Source organism: Synechococcus sp. HJ21-Hayes, assembly GCF_024345835.1.
GTDB lineage: Bacteria > Cyanobacteriota > Cyanobacteriia > PCC-6307 > Cyanobiaceae > Vulcanococcus.
Window position 1 is genome coordinate 16,968 of record NZ_JAGQBW010000016.1, and the last position, 14,663, is coordinate 31,630.

The 14,663-nt window shown below is 67.0% G+C and carries 13 protein-coding genes; 4 read left to right on the plus strand and 9 right to left on the minus strand.

What is annotated here, in order from left to right:
• Positions 1-6: 6 nt before the first annotated feature.
• From KBZ14_RS12245 to KBZ14_RS12275, 7 genes are all read right to left on the minus strand, one after another.
• Positions 7-600, minus strand: coding sequence for a Crp/Fnr family transcriptional regulator (locus tag KBZ14_RS12245; protein ID WP_255118620.1), 594 nt, complete (start codon positions 598-600; stop codon positions 7-9).
• The gene (locus KBZ14_RS12250; protein ID WP_255118621.1) at positions 587-1,426 is read right to left on the minus strand and encodes an ABC transporter ATP-binding protein; all 840 of its coding nucleotides are present in this window, start codon (positions 1,424-1,426) and stop codon (positions 587-589) included. Before KBZ14_RS12250 ends, KBZ14_RS12245 begins: the two co-directional genes overlap by 14 nt.
• 13 nt (positions 1,427-1,439) lie before the next feature.
• A complete protein-coding gene (locus tag KBZ14_RS12255; RefSeq protein ID WP_255118622.1) occupies positions 1,440-3,470 on the minus strand; it encodes a nitrate ABC transporter ATP-binding protein in 2,031 nt (676 codons plus the stop codon).
• Positions 3,470-4,312, minus strand: a complete 843-nt coding sequence (ntrB, locus tag KBZ14_RS12260; protein WP_255118671.1) for a nitrate ABC transporter permease — start codon at positions 4,310-4,312, stop codon at positions 3,470-3,472. The genes KBZ14_RS12255 and ntrB overlap by 1 nt, the downstream gene beginning before the upstream one ends.
• Before the next feature lie 150 nt (positions 4,313-4,462).
• On the minus strand, positions 4,463-5,758 hold the full coding sequence (locus KBZ14_RS12265; RefSeq protein ID WP_255118623.1) for a CmpA/NrtA family ABC transporter substrate-binding protein: 1,296 nt from the start codon (positions 5,756-5,758) through the stop codon (positions 4,463-4,465).
• Positions 5,759-5,991: 233 nt separating this feature from the next.
• Positions 5,992-6,471: a nitrate reductase associated protein gene (locus tag KBZ14_RS12270; protein ID WP_255118624.1), complete on the minus strand. Its 480-nt coding sequence runs from the start codon at positions 6,469-6,471 to the stop codon at positions 5,992-5,994.
• A 6-nt stretch (positions 6,472-6,477) separates the two neighbouring features.
• On the minus strand, positions 6,478-7,557 hold the full coding sequence (locus KBZ14_RS12275; protein WP_255118625.1) for an anthranilate phosphoribosyltransferase family protein: 1,080 nt from the start codon (positions 7,555-7,557) through the stop codon (positions 6,478-6,480).
• 188 nt (positions 7,558-7,745) lie between these two features.
• On the opposite strand from KBZ14_RS12275, the gene KBZ14_RS12280 reads away from it, so the two are divergent.
• The 4 genes from KBZ14_RS12280 to KBZ14_RS12295 all read left to right on the plus strand — a co-directional run bounded on the left by KBZ14_RS12280 (position 7,746) and on the right by KBZ14_RS12295 (position 12,194).
• Positions 7,746-9,263, plus strand: coding sequence for a ferredoxin--nitrite reductase (locus tag KBZ14_RS12280; RefSeq protein WP_255118626.1), 1,518 nt, complete (start codon positions 7,746-7,748; stop codon positions 9,261-9,263).
• Between the two features lie 80 nt (positions 9,264-9,343).
• Entirely contained in the window at positions 9,344-10,735 is a 1,392-nt protein-coding gene (locus KBZ14_RS12285; protein ID WP_255118627.1) for a CbiX/SirB N-terminal domain-containing protein, read from the plus strand.
• A complete protein-coding gene (gene cobA / locus KBZ14_RS12290) occupies positions 10,732-11,523 on the plus strand; it encodes a uroporphyrinogen-III C-methyltransferase (RefSeq protein WP_255118628.1) in 792 nt (263 codons plus the stop codon). The genes KBZ14_RS12285 and cobA overlap by 4 nt, the downstream gene beginning before the upstream one ends.
• 194 nt (positions 11,524-11,717) lie before the next feature.
• The gene (locus KBZ14_RS12295; protein WP_255118672.1) at positions 11,718-12,194 is read left to right on the plus strand and encodes a redox protein; all 477 of its coding nucleotides are present in this window, start codon (positions 11,718-11,720) and stop codon (positions 12,192-12,194) included.
• A gap of 21 nt (positions 12,195-12,215) precedes the next feature.
• Here KBZ14_RS12295 and KBZ14_RS12300 read toward each other — a convergent pair whose 3' ends face one another.
• Positions 12,216-12,419 carry a hypothetical protein gene (locus tag KBZ14_RS12300; protein WP_255118629.1) on the minus strand — a complete coding sequence of 68 codons (204 nt, stop codon included), beginning with the start codon at positions 12,417-12,419 and terminating at the stop codon, positions 12,216-12,218.
• A gap of 136 nt (positions 12,420-12,555) precedes the next feature.
• Positions 12,556-14,619, minus strand: coding sequence for a transglutaminase family protein (locus KBZ14_RS12305; protein ID WP_255118630.1), 2,064 nt, complete (start codon positions 14,617-14,619; stop codon positions 12,556-12,558).
• Positions 14,620-14,663 lie beyond the last annotated feature (44 nt).

The window sequence follows — 14,663 nt, forward strand, 5'->3', positions numbered from 1 at the left end:
GCCGCCTCAGGCCTCCACCAGCAGCGGCGCGATGCGCAGGGTCCGCTCGGGCCCGCTGTCCTGCTGGATCAGGCCCGTGTCCCGCCATTTCGAGAGCTGGCGCGTCACCGTGACGCGGGTGTGGCCACTGAGTTCCGCCAGGTCGGCATGGGTGAATTTCAGGGGCAACTCATACCAGTGGCCGCTGCGTCGACCCAGCCGTTGCACCAGTAGCTGCAGGAGGGCGGCGATGCGCTGTTCGGCGTCCCCCAGGTGGCGGATCATCAGCAGGGCCACGGTCCAGTCGTTCAGGCTGCTGGCGCCGGCGGGAGGCATGGCCGAGCATCCCGCCACCAGCTGGGCAGGGCTCAGGGCCTGCAGGTGCAGCCGGGCGTGGCGCAGCAGGTCGAGGGGGAGATGGTCGCCGGTCTGGAGGAAGCCGAGGGTGATGGGGTGGGCCTGTAGTGCTTCCTGCTCCGGCCTCGAGATGGCCACGCGGACCAGTCCGGCCGTGATGCTCAGGCAACTGCTCTGCAGCAGCACCCGCTCGTCCAGCAGCATGGTGTGACCGGCCTTGATCTGCAGGTGGCCTTCGCTCGGTCGCCGCTCAATCGTCGTCATGGGCAAAACGGCGATAGAGGAAGTCGAGGGCGTGGTTCCGTAGCTGGGCGTAGCGCGGATCGTTCTGGATCGTCTCGTAGCGGCGCGGGCGCTCGAACGGCACCTCCACGATTTCACCGATGGTCGCGGCTGGTCCATTGGTCATCATCACCACCCGGTCGGCCAGAAAGAGCGCCTCGTCGATGTCGTGGGTGATCATCAGCACGGTGGGTTTGTATTCCCGCCAGATGGCCAGCAGTTCCTCCTGTAGCTCCTCCTTGGTGATGGCATCCAGGGCGCCGAAAGGTTCATCCAGAACCAGTACTTCCGGTTGCACTGCCAGGGCACGTGCGATGGCGACCCGTTGCCGCATGCCGCCGGAAATTTCCCCGGGCCGTTTGTGGCGGGACTCCAGAAGCCCAACCATCTCCAGGTGATGGTCCACCACTGCGGCTCTGGCTTGGGCATCCAGCTCGGATCTGGCCGCTTTCACCGCTAACGCAACGTTCTGCTCCACCGTTTTCCAGGGCAGCAGCGAATAGTTCTGGAACACCACCATGCGATCGGGACCTGGACCGTCGATGGCTTGGTCCTGCAGGCTCACCCGGCCGCTGGTGGGGCTCAGGAAGCCCGACACCATGTTGAGCAGGGTGCTCTTGCCGCAGCCGGAGTGGCCGACCACGCAAATGAATTCCCCCTGCGCCACCGTCAGGTTGATGTCCCGCAGGGCTTCGAAGGGGCCGTTTTTGGTGTGGAACACCTGGCCGACGCCCTCAAAGCGCAGGTAGTTGGGGTTGCGGCTGAGGTCGCGTTCAAAGCGACCGGCTGGCACAGGGGGGCTGGTCATGGCGCTGGTCATCTCAATGAACGGCGAGGGGGCGGTTGGTCTGGCCGCTGGGCACGGGCACAACCGCTTCGGCCGTGCCGCGGTTGAAGGGGAGCTGTTGCAGGTAGGCGATCGGATTGTCCTGGTCGAAGGCGAGGCCGCAGGCCAGGGGAATCGGCTGCCGTTCGGGCCGCAGGGCTGGCAGGCCGGCCTGCTCCAGGGCGGCGTTGCAGAGGTCGTTGCGGTACACCTGCCCCAGCAGCTCGAGGCGGTTGCTGGGGAACGGGGTCCAACCCCAGCGGCTGCACTGGGTGAGGATCCAAGCCCCTTCCGCGCCGTTAGCCACGTGGGCACGATCGCTGTGGTACCGGTTCAAAGGCAGACGCCGACCGGAGGCTGGGCCGGTGCCCAGGTCGAACTGGCGCTGCAGCGCTAGGGCGGAATCGGTGCCAAGCCATTGGGGCCGGCTCAACAGGCCCACCAGGTAGTCGTGTTGGCCACCGTCCTCGCAGATCTGACCGCCGCGGATCAGGCCGCTGCAGACGTCAAGCAGCAGGGATTCGTGTTCGGCGGCCCAGCCTTCGTGGCAGGTGAGCACCTTTTCGGGGTGGTTGCTCCAGATGTCGAGGTCGGTGGCCAGCACGTCGGCCAGGCCAGCCTCGACCGCCTTGGCCACGCGGTAGCGGCCGGCGATGAATCCATCGATCTCACCCGCCAGCAGGGCGGCCTGCATGGCCAGCGGCGAGAGGGTGAGGAACTCCACATCTCGATCGGGATCGATGCCACCGCTGGCCAGCCAATGGCGCAGCAGCAGATCTTGCATGCTTCCCCGTTGGCCGATGGCCAATCGCAGGGGCCATTCACGGCCCTTGAGCCGCTCCGCCAGGGTGGTCAGCGAGTCGATGTTGAGATCCCGGAAGCGGCGTGCCAGACAGATGGCATTGCCGTTTCGGGTCACCGTCATCGGGGTGATCGCCGGCCAAGCGGGCTGGCCGTGCAGCCCCAGGGCCAGGGCCAGGGGCGCACTGGCTGAGGTGATCGCCAGGTCGAGTTCGCCGGCCCGCAGCTGCTCTTCCATCTGCTGCCAGCGGTGGAACACCACCGGGATCACCTGCACCTGGCGTTCGCTGAAGAAGCCCCGCTCCAGCCCCACAGCAAGGGGGGCCACATCCAGGCCCGGCAGGTAGCCGATGCGCACCTTGCGTGGGGCGCTGCCCGCCGTGGTTGGCACGGGCGTGGGCTCGGCGGGTGTGGCGCTGGTGAGGCTCTGGCGCCGTTGCTTCAGGCGCCTCTGCTGCTGCAGGAAGTTGATCAGCTCAGTGCGCAGCTTGTAGTAGTCGGGGTGCTCCATCACCTCCAACCGCTGGCGGGGTCGTGGCAGGTTCACCGTCACGATCTGGCCGATGCCTGCGGCCGGGCCGTTGGTGAGGCACACCACCCGATCGGAGAGCAGCAGGGCTTCATCCACCGAGTGGGTCACCATCACGGTGGTCACACCGGCCTGCTGGCAGATCTGCATCAGCTGCTGTTGCAGGTTGCCCCGGGTGAGGGCATCGAGGGCGCCGAAGGGTTCATCCAGCAGCAGCAACTTGGGCCGTATCGCCAGGGCGCGGGCGATGGCCACCCGTTGCTTCATGCCACCGGAGAGTTCCCCCGGCAGCTTGTCGGCCGCGTGGGCCAATCCGACCAGCTCGATGCTGGCGTTGATGCGCTCTTGGCGCTCGGCTTCACTGGCCTGGCGCATCACGTTGTGCACCGCCAGACCGATGTTCTGGCGAACGGTTTGCCAGGGCAGCAATGAGTAGTTCTGGAACACCACCATCCGATCCGGGCCCGGATCGGTGACCTGGCGGCCGTCCATCAGGATGCCACCGGTGTTGGCCTGATCCAGGCCCGCCATCAGGTTGAGCAGGGTGGATTTCCCGCAGCCGGAGTGGCCGATCAGGGAGATGAACTCCCCTTCGGCGATCTGCAGATCGATGTCCTTGAGGGCGACGTACTGCCCGCCCTTGGGCAGCGCAAAGCTGCGGGTGACGTCATCGACGGTGAGGAAGGCGTTGGCCATCACTTGCCTCCCTTGGCCACCAGGTTGCCGACGGCAGCCACCAGGCGATCCAGCGCCAGGCCCACCAGGCCGATCACCACAATCGCCAGGATGATCTGACTGGTGCTGCTGTCGCCACCAGCGTTGTAGGCGTCCCAGATGAAAAAGCCGATTCCGCCGTCGGCCTTGAGCATTTCGGCGGCCACGATCGCCAGCCAAGCCAGGCCGATGGCGATCCGCAGGCCCGTGAACACGTAGGGGGCGGTGGCGGGCATCAGGATGTCGCGCAGGTAGCTGCGCTTCCGCAGCCGCAGCACCCGCGCCACGTTGGTGTAATCCTGCGGGATTTCGTTGATGCCTACGGCCGTGTTGATGATGATCGGCCAGATGGCGGTGATGAAGATCACGAAGATGGCAGCCGTGTCCGCCTGCTGAAACAGCAGCAGCGAAATCGGCAACCAGGCCAACGGCGGCACGGTGCGAAGCACCTGGATCAGCGGATCGAAGCCGCGGCGCAGGAAGCGGTTCAGGCCGATCGCCAGGCCGGCGGCGATGCCCACCACCGCCGCCAGGGTGTAGCCCACGGCCACCCGCTGCAACGAGATCAGCAGCTGCAGCCCCAGACCCTTGGAGGTGCCGCCGTCATCAAAGAAGGGGTTGATGATGTAGGGGTCCCAGGTCTGACTGATCACCTGGATCGGCCCGGGAAATCCCTCCGAGCTGAACTGGGACAGGAATTGCCAGATGGCCAGGGTGAGCCCGATGCATACCACCGGGGCCTTGATCTGGCTCACGAGCGGGGAGCGCATCCAGCTCGCCTTGCTGGGGCGCGGGCTGCGGGGGGTGGCGGAAAGGCTGGTCATGACGGGACTGCCGCCGCGTTGGCGGAGAAAGGAGGTCATCGCGGTCCGGGGCTGCCATCGCGGGGGCAACCCAGGCCGTGTTGTTGGTTTCAGGCGTGGGCGAGCTGATCAGGGCCCCGGCGGCGGTGACGCCGGCCGGGGCCCTTGGGCTCACTTGAGGGCCTTGATCTTCAGGCCGTTCAGGTAGGCCTGTGGGTTGTTGGCGTCGAACTTGACGCCGTCGAAGAACACCTCCACGCCGCGGGAGTCGCCGGCCGGGCCATTGCCATACCCGTTGGCCTTAGCGGCGGCGCGCCACAGGTCGCTGCGGTTCACCTTGTTCACCAGAGCCTTGATGTTGGTGCCTTTGGGCAGATAGCCCCAGCGGATGTCTTCGGTGATGAACCAGGTGTCGTGGCTCTTGTAGGGGAAGGAGGCGTTATCGGCCCAGAACTTCATCGAGAGGTTCTTCATCTTGGCCACCTTGCCGTTGCCGAAATCGATGGTGCCCTGCAGGCGGGGCAGGAGATCGTCGGCGTTGGCTTTCACATACTTGTCTTTGGCGAGCATCTTGGAGAGCTCCACCGTGTTGGCGGGGTTGTCGGCCCACTTCTGGGCCTGCTGCACGGCCATCAGTAGACGCAGGGTGGCGTTGGGGTTTTTCTTCACCCAGTCGGCCCGCATGGCGAAGGCTTTTTCGGGATGGTCCTTCCAGAGCTGGCCGGTGATCAGGGCGGTGTAGCCCAGCTTCTTGTTCACCAGGCGCTCGTTCCAGGGCTCACCCACACAGAAGATATCCATGGTGCCCGACTGCATGTTCGCCACCATCTGAGGCGGTGGAATCACCACAAGATCGGCCTGCTTGTTGGGATCCACGCCGTTGGCGGCCAGCCAGTAGCGCGTCCACAGGTCGTGGTTGCCGCCTGGGAAGGTCACCGCAGCTTTGAATTTGTCGCCGGTTTTGTTTTTTTCGGCAACCGCCTTGGCGATGGCCGGGGTTTTGGTGCCGAAGTTGTACTTCTTGAATTCGTTGGAGGCGGAGATGGCCTGACCGTTGGTGTTGAGGCGGGCCAGGATGAACATCGGCACCGGCTTCTTGCTCTTGCTGATGGCGCCGGTGGTGAGCAGGTAGGGCATCGGCGACAGGATGTGGGCGCCGTCGATGCCGCCCCGGGCGCCGCCCAGCTCCAGGTTGTCGCGGGTCACGGCCCAGGAGGTCTGCTTCTTGAGCTCCACGCCGGTCATGCCCTGTTTGGCGAAGAAACCCTTCTCCTGGGCCACGATCAGGGGTGCGGCGTCGGTGAGGGCGATGAAGCCCAGCTCCACGCTGGTGGTTTCCGGTTTGCCAGGAGCGGCCTGGGCGGGGCTGGTGCCCAGCAGGCCGGCGACACCGCCGAACTGAACAACCACGCCGGTGGCGGCGGCCAGGCCGGAGAGCAGTGCTTTGCGTCGGGTGATGGATGACATGAAGATTTGACCCCCATGGGGCCCGTGCGATCAGGTGAGAGCCTCTGCGGCCGCAGGCGGCGCAGGAGCCAAGGCCTGACCGGCCTCAGAACAACGGGCCGCCGTCAGAGCAAATTCAGTGGTTGGCGCACAAGCTGACCAACGGACATCAAGAGACCACGCCGCGGGCACCCGCTCCCGTTGCTGTTGTTACGAAATGGCGGCTTGATTCCTCCCTTGGTGCCCAGCCGCACCTATCGAGCCTGCGGCGGCAGCAGTTCCGCCAGGGCGGAGTCCAGATTGTGGTGGTCATGGCCGGGGCGGACCAGCTTGCACAGGGCAAAGCGCTCCAGTTCCCCTAGCTGGGCCCAGCACGCGGCCTCGAGTCGCACCCCCCGTTGCCCAGCTGCGCGTTCCACCTCCAGGGGAACGCGGCTGGAGTCCTGCCAGGGTTGGTTTTCAGCTGGCGGCAGCGGTTTGGCCTGTCCATCGGCCATGGCGGCGGTGCGGGCCAGCAGGTGTTGCTTGAGCCCCTGCAGGGCATCGGGTCCGTCGGGCCAGTCCACCAGTTCCTGCCGCTGTGGTTGCGTGAGTTCCAGCCAGTGGTTGAGCTTCAGCTTGAGGCCGCTCAGATCCAGTTTGCGGCGAACACACAGGGGGATGCAGCGCCAGGTGCCGATGAAATCGCTCTCGAATGCAAAGCAGTGCTGTGCTTGGGGGCCGGGGGCTGGCATGGGTCGTCAGCAGCCGTGTTGGCCCATGTTGTGCAGCTGGCTGAGCACGGTTCCCGCCTGCAGCAGCTCCCGGCAGCGTTCCAGGCCGGCGGCCTGGCTGTCGCTGTGGCCCGCCTGCCAGAGGTAGGTGCCGGCATTCCAGATCAGGGCTGTTGCCAGCGGACCCTGGCCACCGAGGGCCGCCAGGGCCTGGGCCGCCCAGGTGTCCAGGTCATCCCAGCGGGGGTCATCCCCATAGCAACCGTGGTCCCGGGGGTGCAGGATCATGCGCCCATCGCCGCTGGCCGTGGGGCGCCCGGTGACGCAGGCGCGGCTGATGGGCAGGTCGGTGCTGCCCTCCAACCCTTTGATCGTCAGCACCTCCGTTTCACCGGCCAGCTTCAGGGCCTGCCAGGCGCGCGTTTCTGTGGGGGGGTGCACGAAGCCACTCACCAACAGATGGTCGCCGCGGTGGGGGGTCCAGAGCAGTTCCAGGCTGGCCAGGGGGGGGCGCTTGCCGATGTCCTCACGAATCGGGATCAGCACTTCCGCGGCGGGGAAGTGGTCGGGCTGATGCACCAGGGCGAGGTTCCAGCGATCCAGGCTCTCCTGCACCCAGGCAAGGCTGCGGCCGCTGAGCTGCAATCCCAGGGCGGCAAACAGTTCCATGGTGGTGACGCCGTACTTCACGGGCATACGCCGGCCCCCCTGCAGCACCACCGGGATGCCGGCGCTGGCCAGCACCAGGGTGGTGAGGGGATAGATCGGAGCCGTGCGGCTGCGGCCGTCGTAGGGGATGCCGAAGCAGAGGGCGCGGCTGCGGCTGTGCAGTTGCGGCCCCTGCCGGCGGTACACATCCAACATGCCGGTGAGCTCCTGGGGCTCCGGCCGGCGGATGCGATGGGCGATCAGGAAGGCGCCGATCTGGGCGGGGCTGGCTTCCCCGTTGATCATCATCTCCAGTGCATCGGCCGCCTCCTCGCGGCTGAGTCCACTGCTGGTGTGCTCGCCGCTGCCCACCTTGCCTAAATAGATGCGGAATCGTTCGCGGCCCGCGGGCTTGGCTGCCGGCGGCGGGAAGGACGCTGCGGGAGCCTGCGCAACCATGCGGCCGATGCCACGGCGAGACAGCTGATGATTCTCCGTCATCGACCGTCCGTCTCAATCGCCCTCAATCGCCCTCAATCGCCTGGGCGCCAGGGCACGGTGCGCCATGTACACCGCATTGGTAGTGATTGTGACACTTTGTCGGTGGGGCCGTTGCGCACCCTGGGTGCCCTTGGCTGATGGTTGCGATGACTACTGCTCTCAGCAAAATCGAACAGGCCAAGGCTGAGCTGTGCGGCCTGGATCTGGAGCCCCAGTTGGGCCAGTTGGCGGCCCAGGGCTGGGACAGCCTGGATGAGGCCACCCTCACCATCCGCCTCAAGTGGCTCGGCATCTTTTTTCGCCCGGTGACGCCCGGCCGCTTCATGGTGCGCTTGCGGCTGCCCAACGGGGTGATCCAGGCCGATCAGTTGGAGGTGCTCGCCGATGCGGTGGATCGCTGTGGCAGCGACGGATCCGCTGACATCACCACCCGTCAGAACCTGCAGCTGCGGGGGCTGCTGCTGGAGGACATGGCGCCGCTGATGGCCGCGATGGAGGCCGTGGGTCTCACCAGCCGCCAATCGGGCCACGACAACCCCCGCAATATCACGGGTAACCCCCTGGCGGGAATCGACCCCGAAGAGTTGCTGGACACCCGGCCGCTGGTGACGGCGATCCAGGAGCGCCTGCTGGCCGACGATGCCCCACGCAACCTGCCTCGCAAGTTCAATGTGGCGGTGGGGGGTGCTCCGGACAGTTTTCTGCTCCACAACGACCTGGCCTTCCTGCCCGCCGACTGCGGTGGTGAGCTGGGGTTCACGGTGATGGTGGGGGGCTTCTTCTCCGCCCAGCGCAATGAATTGGCGGTGCCCTTGGGCCTGTGGTTGCGCCCTGAGCAGCTGCCCAATTTCACCCTGGCCCTGCTGCGCCACTTCGAACAGCACGGCAATCGGGTGGCTCGCAACAAGAGCCGGTTGATGTATCTGATCGATGCGCTCGGCCTTGAAACCTATCGCCAGGCGGTGCTGGAGGCGTTCGTGGCCCTAGGGGGTGAGGCCTGCCCCCACGATGGTCGCCACCACGTGCACCGAGCCCCCCGCTCTGGCCTGGGGGTGCAGGTCCAGAAGCAGCCGGGGCTGCATTGGCTGGGCCTGAGCGTGCCGGTGGGGCGCCTGGATGCTGCTGGGATGGCGGAGCTGGCGCGGCTGGCTCGCCGATATGGCAGCGGTGAACTGCGCTTCACCGAAGCCCAGAACGTGCTGATCCCCGATGTGGCCACTGAGCATCTGGAGGCCCTGCTGGCGGAGCCGCTGTTGCAGCGGTTCCGCCCGGCTCCCGGTGCGTTGGAGGGGGAGGCCGTGAGTTGTACCGGTAATCGCTATTGCAGCTTTGCCCTGATTCCCACCAAGACCACGGCCCAGGCGGTGGTGGCCGACTTGGAGCAGCGGCTGGAGTTGCCCCATGCCGTGCGCACCCACTGGACCGGCTGCCCCAATGCCTGTGGTCAGCCCTACATGGGTGAGATCGGTCTGATGGGGGCCAAGGCCCGCCATGGGGGCGAGATGGTGGAGGCGGCGAAGATCTTCCTCGGTGGTTCCATGGGCGCCGATCCCCAGTTGGCAGAACTGCACCACAAGGGTGTGCCCCTCACCCAGCTCGCCGACGTGCTCGAAGACCTGCTGGTGGAGCGCTTTGGCGCCTGCCGCCGCCCATCGGCGTGTTGAAGCCTTTGCCTGGCAGGGTGGAGGGAGTTGCTGGCCTGGCGCTGCTGAACCAGCCCTGCCCTGATCACAACCGTGCTGTGTTGGCGTCTCTCGGCAGCGATGAGCGTTGGCGGCAACTGCAGCGCCTGCGCCGCGCCAGTGGTTCCCTGCAGCCCTGGTTCGAGGCCCTGGCCCGCGGTGCGCTTGCCCCGGAGCAGGATCTGCTGGCGGCCCTGGTGGGTCGCGTGGATCGCTGCGGAGCCGAACGCTTGATCCAGCTCTGCGGGGCTAGGTCTGAAGTTTTGCTGGCGGCCCTCCAGCAGGAGCTGCCCACCGCGAGTGCGGCGGGTCGGGAGCCGTGGCTGGAGCCGCTCCTGCAATGGCTGCAGCTGGCTTCGGCCACGCCGCCCCCGCCCCTCGATTGGCTCACGGTCCTTGGGCTGTTTCGGGATCTGCGGGTGGCCCAGCTGCTGCGCCAGGCCATCGGGCCGGGAGTGGTAGTCCGGGAGCCTCAGCTGCTGGTGCTGCTTGGCCATCAACGCCAGGCCGGAGATGGGCTGCTGTTGCAGCAGCGGGCCCTGGCCCCTGGTGCCAGGGCCCAGCGCCTGGCGGCCCTGGAGGGGCTCGCCGTGGGGTTGGGTGTTTGGCCGCGGCGGCCCCTGGTTGGGGCGCTCCGCCAGCTCGCGGCCGATCTGGATCCGGAGCTGGCGGCCAAGGCCGTGGATCTGCTGGCCCGGTTGCCGGGTGCTCAGCCGCAGTTGCAACGGCTGCTGTGCCAGCGCCTCGATCCCGGCGTGGCGGCGCGTGTGCAGCGGCGCCTGCAGGCCACGCCTCTGGTGTTGGTGGTGCATGGGCGGCAGGGGGGGCTGATCCCGGCTGATCTGCAGGAGCTGGCGGCTGCGGTGCAGCAGCGCCGTGGTGCGCCGGTGCTGCTGCAGGCCCTTACGGCCCCAGCCCCTGAGGGGGATGGGGCCTTCTGGCGGACAGCCCAGCGGGCCGGTGGCATCAGCCTGGTGCCGCTGTTGTTGCTGCCGGGAGGCCATGTGCGGATCGATGTGCCCGCCATTGCCGCCAGCTGGCGGGTGGCCATGGCCCCAGTGGGGCCGCTGGCCCTGGAGCGCAGACCGTTCCTGGGAGCCTGGCCTGGCTGGCAGCAGTTGTTGGCTGCGGAACTGCAGCGGTTGGCTGCTGGTCGTCCCTGTCGCTGGTTGCATCACCCCCTGACGGGGCCCTTGCCTCAGCGCTACCTGAGCCACCTAGGGGCCGTGCTGGCTTGCCCAGGCTTGGCCACTCCATACACTGCACAACTCAGCGACCTTGGCCCGCTCGCCCAGGGCCCTGGTGTTCTGGTGCCCCTCACCCTGGCGCCCAATCGACTCAGCGAATCCCTGGCCCAGGGACTCTGCGGGCCGGGGGTTGATGTTCTCCCACCCCTCCTGCAGCTGCCTGCCGTGCGTCAGTTCCTCATCTCGGCCCTGGAGGCACTGCCATGACGGACAAGCCCGCGGCGATCGGCAAGGTGTACCTGGTGGGGGCTGGGCCGGGGGATCCCGAACTGCTCACCCTCAAGGCCCATCGGCTGTTGCGGCAGTGCGATGCCCTCGTGTACGACTCCCTAGTGCCCAAGGCCCTCCTGGATCTGGTGCCGGAACGCTGCGAGCGTCACTTCGTTGGCAAGCGCCGTGGCCACCACTCGGTGCCCCAGCCCAGTACCAATGCGGTGCTGGTGGAGCTGGCGACCAGGCATCGCCTGATCGTGCGGTTGAAGGGTGGTGACCCTTTCCTGTTCGGCCGCGGCGGGGAGGAGGCGGCCCACCTGGTGAACCATGGCGTGGCCGTGGAGGTGGTGCCTGGGGTCACGGCCGGCATCGCTGCGCCGGCCTATGCGGGTATTCCCGTGACCCATCGCCGGGCCGGCTCCAGCGTCACCTTCGTGACGGGCCATGAGGAGATCGATAAGCGTCGCCCCGGCGTTGACTGGCAGGGACTGGCCCGCAGCAGTGATGGGCTGGTGATCTACATGGGGCTGCACAATCTGCGCCGCATCTGTGATGAGCTGATGGCCGGCGGTCTGGCAGCCCAGACCCCGGCCGCGGTGGTGCAGCAGGGAACGGTGCGGGGGCAGCGCCAGTTGGTGAGCGAGCTGGGCACCTTGGCGGATCAGGTGGAGGCCCAGGCCTTTGCCTCGCCATCGATCGTGGTGATCGGCACGGTTGTGAATGAACGGGTAGAGAGCTGCGCACCCGAGCCGGCCGATGCCGAGATGCCGATTCCCTTCTGAGCGCCGATCAACCACTCGGCAAACTGGTCTGCAATGCCGCGTCTTTCGTAGTCGATCGCACGCCCGCGGCCCTTGGGGCTCGGTTCACTGGGCGCTCCCGATTGCGCCTCGGCGCAGCTCCCATGGCCGCCGCCCCTCTCCATCAGGATGCATCGCTCCAGGAAAGCCGACGATCTGCGCCGAAGTCGGCGCCAATGTTTGAGTTGATTCCCTACGAGAAGTTCCGCGATACGCCAGCTGTTCGGTTTTTTGATATCACCGTTGCCGAGTCGAATGCCAGGGATCTGGTGATCCATGCGGGGCCGGCCATCAGTCCGCCGGATGAAGAGAAAACCGGCGCCTGGCAGTTCTATCTGCATCCTCACCAGGAGGATAATCTGCTCGCCCTGCATGGAGGGCGTACGTTCTATCTGGTGAACTTTGGATGGAATTATCCCTATCACATTGTGCGCTTGGAAACCGGCGGCGATATCCTGCGCATCCCGCCCGGCACCTTCCATCGTTCTGTGTCTGATCCCGATGGTTCCGTGGTGTTGAACCAGGCGGTGCGGGAGGAGGAGGCCAGCGTGGTGCGTGAATTCCGTGTCTACAACAGTCGGGTGATTCCGCGCCTGTTTGCCACCACCTTTAAAACGGCGCCACTGCCCAAGCTGCACGGTGTCAGCTGGTGAAACTCCCGTTGCCCCTCCAGATCAGCCCTGGGGGCGGCGGGGCAGGCCCAGGGTGTTGCGTTCCCCCAGCAGTTCGCACACCGCGTAGGCCGCCGGCAGGTTCGCCACCCGGCGCCATTCGCCGCTGGGATCCGTGCTGCGGCTCACGACGTAGCCACCGCAGCCATCCCTGGTGATGCGGCAGCCATCGCCTGTGAGGTTGACCAGCTGGAACTGTTCGCCCATGGCGGCTGCCCAATTAATCCGTTTCTAGATCTTTCGCGCGCCTGGGGAACTGTGTTTTGGACTGACGCAATCAAACGTGAGCCAGCTTGAACAGTTCCTTAAATTTCCCTTGGGGTCACGGTGATCTCGGCGATGCCTAGAGCCGCAGATCCACTGTGCAGCCATGCTCCCCGGCGGCGCGCCAGGGCAAAGCCTGCTCTTTCGGCCGCACGCGAGCGGCCGCCTCGGTGACGGGTACAAAGCCGGTGCTCTCGTGATCCAGCTGCCAGCAGGCCAGTGGACCGTCGCGATGTTCCTCGGAGGGTTGCAGGTCCAGCAGCAGTGGCACCTGGGCAGGGATGCAGGGATGGAGGCAGGGGTAGAGCTGCTCCAGTCGGTAACGCACCGCCAGGGGCTGATCGGTCCCGCTGCCCAGGGGCAGCGGCCGTCCCTGCAGATCCAATCGGTAGTGGCGGCGGAACGCAGGGTTGGCGATCAGCTCAAAGCGCCGCAGGGAGCTATCCACGAAGCGGCTAGTGCTGCCCCCCTCCACCGGCGTATCGCAGAGCAGCGGCCAGGGTTCGAGGGCCCGGCGAATCTCCAGTTCTGCACCCTTTCCGTCCTGCCACTGCAACAGGCTGGGGAAGCGCCAGTGCCAGATCGGCCGGAACAGCTCTGCTTCCAGGGGCAGGTCATCGGCGGCCAGCTCCGCCAGCACGGTCTCCAGGTCGGCCCAGAGTTGGCTCGGCAGCATGGCGCGGTCGTGCAGGCTGTTCCCCCATGGGCGCAGGGCTTGGGGCCGACACCCAGGATTCAGCAGGTGCACTGCCAGGGCCCGCCAGAGCAGCGCCACGGAGGTACTCCACTGCTGGTGGGGCATCGTTTCCAGTGCCCGGAATTCGATCAGGCCCTGGCAACCGGCCGTCCAGGCGGGGTTCCAGAACTTGTCGAGGCTGATTTCGCTGCGGTGGGTGTTGCCACTCTTGTCGGCATGGAGATGGCGCAGGGTTTCGCTGATGGCCACCCGCTGGTCCCCCGGCGGCAATTGTTCCAGCACCTGGTGGGCTAACTCCAGGTCAAGCCAGGCGGCACTGCCTTCGTCGGGGCGGGGCGCCTGGGAGGCCGGCCCCACGGAGTTGCCGCTGAAGAGATAGGCAAGGCAGGGATGGTGCTGCCAGTAGCGCAGGATGCCCACCAGCCAGGCTGGCCTGTGGAAGAAGGGGTTGCTGGCCAGGCTGGGCCCACCCCACAGCAGATGGTTGCCGCCGCCGCTGCCGTCCACCTGGGCTCCGTTCTGTTTCCAGGAGCGCAGTCCCACCGCCTGGCCCGCCAGCTCCAGCGCTTCCATCCAGTCGGCGTAATCGGCCCAGGTGGAACACACCGGCAGGTTCACCTCCAGCACCCCGGGGTCGGCGGTGAGGCCGAGCACCTGCCAGGCCCCTTCGATGTCTAGGGGCAGGACGCCACTCAGCTCCGGCTGGCACCAGGGGGCGCTGGCGCTGGCGATCACCTGCAGCAGCCGCTCCAAGGGCTGGCGGGCCAGGGGAGGCAGAAACAGGGTCCAGCCGCTGGCGTTGAGCTCGAGGGTGAGCACCTGGCGCAGCACCCCCTCCGGGAAATGCTGCAACGGCAGCCGCAGGCCGGCCGGCCCAGGGGCCCCCAGCAGCACCCGATGCTCCTCCGCCAGGGGCCAGGCTGCCGCCTGCCATTGCTCTTCGAAACAGAGCGGTGCCGCCCACACCCGCTGCTCCAGCTGCAGGGGATCCCGCAGTTCCAGGGGCTGCAGAGCACAGCCCAGCGCAGCCCCGATGGCCGCCAGCAGGGCCTCCGCCCCCTCGCAAGGCAACACAGGCCTTGGTTGCCCATCCGCCTGGGGCCAGGCCACCACGGGAGAGCCATCGGCCCCAGTGATCAGCCGCAGGGCCCAGCGGGGATTCACCTCGCCGTCGTAGCGCTTGCCCGGGCAGTAGAGCAGCGTGCTGCCCGGCCACACCCGCTGCTCCAGCTCGCGGGCCAGGGCTTTGGCATAGGTGAGCTTGGTGGGGCCGTCGGCGGCCACGCTCCATTCGGCCCCCTCTGGCTGCTCGGGCACGTAGGTGGGTTCGCCACCGAAGGTGAGGGCTATGCCTGCCTGCATCAGGCGCCGTTCCACCTCAGCGGCCGTGCTGCCCAGGTCCTGCTGCGGGTTGGCTGCCAACGGGGATGGGAGGGGGTGAACCACGGCACTGCCGCAGATGTGCTGCTGTCCTCTCGCGGCCAGGGCCC

What these genes read in the sequence shown, in the direction of transcription:
- ntrB (WP_255118671.1), bottom strand. Translation starts at nt 4,312, where the DNA reads ATGACCAGCCTTTCCGCCACCCCCCGCAGCCCGCGCCCCAGCAAGGCG.
- KBZ14_RS12275 (WP_255118625.1), bottom strand. Translation starts at nt 7,557, where the DNA reads ATGGTTGCGCAGGCTCCCGCAGCGTCCTTCCCGCCGCCGGCAGCCAAG.
- KBZ14_RS12265 (WP_255118623.1), bottom strand. Translation starts at nt 5,758, where the DNA reads ATGTCATCCATCACCCGACGCAAAGCACTGCTCTCCGGCCTGGCCGCC.
- KBZ14_RS12255 (WP_255118622.1), bottom strand. Translation starts at nt 3,470, where the DNA reads ATGGCCAACGCCTTCCTCACCGTCGATGACGTCACCCGCAGCTTTGCG.
- cobA (WP_255118628.1), top strand. Translation starts at nt 10,732, where the DNA reads ATGACGGACAAGCCCGCGGCGATCGGCAAGGTGTACCTGGTGGGGGCT.
- KBZ14_RS12270 (WP_255118624.1), bottom strand. Translation starts at nt 6,471, where the DNA reads ATGCCAGCCCCCGGCCCCCAAGCACAGCACTGCTTTGCATTCGAGAGC.
- KBZ14_RS12295 (WP_255118672.1), top strand. Translation starts at nt 11,718, where the DNA reads ATGTTTGAGTTGATTCCCTACGAGAAGTTCCGCGATACGCCAGCTGTT.
- KBZ14_RS12300 (WP_255118629.1), bottom strand. Translation starts at nt 12,419, where the DNA reads ATGGGCGAACAGTTCCAGCTGGTCAACCTCACAGGCGATGGCTGCCGC.
- KBZ14_RS12245 (WP_255118620.1), bottom strand. Translation starts at nt 600, where the DNA reads ATGACGACGATTGAGCGGCGACCGAGCGAAGGCCACCTGCAGATCAAG.
- KBZ14_RS12250 (WP_255118621.1), bottom strand. Translation starts at nt 1,426, where the DNA reads ATGACCAGCCCCCCTGTGCCAGCCGGTCGCTTTGAACGCGACCTCAGC.
- KBZ14_RS12280 (WP_255118626.1), top strand. Translation starts at nt 7,746, where the DNA reads ATGACTACTGCTCTCAGCAAAATCGAACAGGCCAAGGCTGAGCTGTGC.